At 36.3% G+C, this 881-nt stretch carries 3 protein-coding genes; all 3 read right to left on the bottom strand.

Features of this window, described 5'->3' with window-relative positions:
• The coding region (locus tag D1841_RS17625) for a DUF3990 domain-containing protein (RefSeq protein WP_166554334.1) at nt 1–401 on the bottom strand (401 nt) is incomplete at its 3' end.
• Complete coding sequence (locus tag D1841_RS17620) at nt 398–580, bottom strand: DUF3791 domain-containing protein (protein WP_237077186.1); 183 nt, start codon at nt 578–580, stop codon at nt 398–400. The genes D1841_RS17625 and D1841_RS17620, both read right to left, overlap by 4 nt.
• A 64-nt stretch (nt 581–644) precedes the next feature.
• A partial coding sequence (locus tag D1841_RS17615) for a restriction endonuclease subunit S (RefSeq protein ID WP_207710200.1) occupies nt 645–881 on the bottom strand: 237 nt, incomplete at its 5' end.

Genomic DNA, 881 nt, shown 5'->3' with positions numbered 1-881 from the left:
GGATAAACCTTTATTTCTTTCAGTGCACGCTCTTTGTCCCAGATTCCAGCCTGATACATGTCTACTACCCGGAATACTTTGTCATTTGCAACTTTACCAATAATAACATCGTATTGTAAGTACTCACTTCCACCATCTCTACATGCGCATACGAAATCAATCCATTCGCTTAGATCCTCTGAAAACACTTTATACAATAAGCCTAAAGAATCTTCTCCCATCTGATATACATTGACAATCCCTTTTTCCTGTCCTAAAATATCTGCCTTTCGTCTAGCCCATCGTTCAGCTTGTTCTCTTACGGAAGTTGTATAGAAACCTTTGCCAAAATCCAATGACCTAAAAGAATGCTCTATATCTGGTTTTTCGATGGCTATACTTGATCCATGATAAATAATCATACCAATATCCCCCTTGCATTAAGATAATCGTTAATATCTTCTACTATATACTGCGTGCTTTGCGTATGAAGAATCTCATAATTGGGCACTAAAAAATTTGTTATACAATTTGCTGTTTGCATTTTCTTGTATACTACAGACGGACTCACACCCCATTTATTTGCACACGCATGAATCATATATACAATAAATGACAATACGTCTTTCGTCATATCATTTTCCTTTCATTCTTCAATTGGTTTACTAATTGTAACATGCTCTTCTTTCTAATACAACTTTTGATTTGTTGACTTGTTCAACGAAGGCAGCGAATTGCTCTTGTTGCTCCAATGGGGGCATGAGAACGGAAAATTTTTTTATAATACCGGCATTAAGATTGGGCTGATTTCCGCCTTTAGCCATATCACGCAGTTTATCATACGACAAAATCATGTATTGCCATAAGTATTTCTGGTTGATGGTTTTAGAGGGTAGAATACA

The sequence above is a fragment of the Neglectibacter sp. X4 genome (genome assembly GCF_009917365.1).
Classification (GTDB): Bacteria; Bacillota; Clostridia; order Oscillospirales; family Acutalibacteraceae; genus Acutalibacter.
The sequence above is the reverse complement of the archived record's forward strand: the minus strand, read 5'-3'. Positions and strand labels throughout refer to the sequence as shown.

Coding starts and splice junctions, on each gene's coding strand:
- D1841_RS17620 (WP_237077186.1), bottom strand. CDS start 580: ATGATTCATGCGTGTGCAAATAAATGGGGTGTGAGTCCGTCTGTAGTA.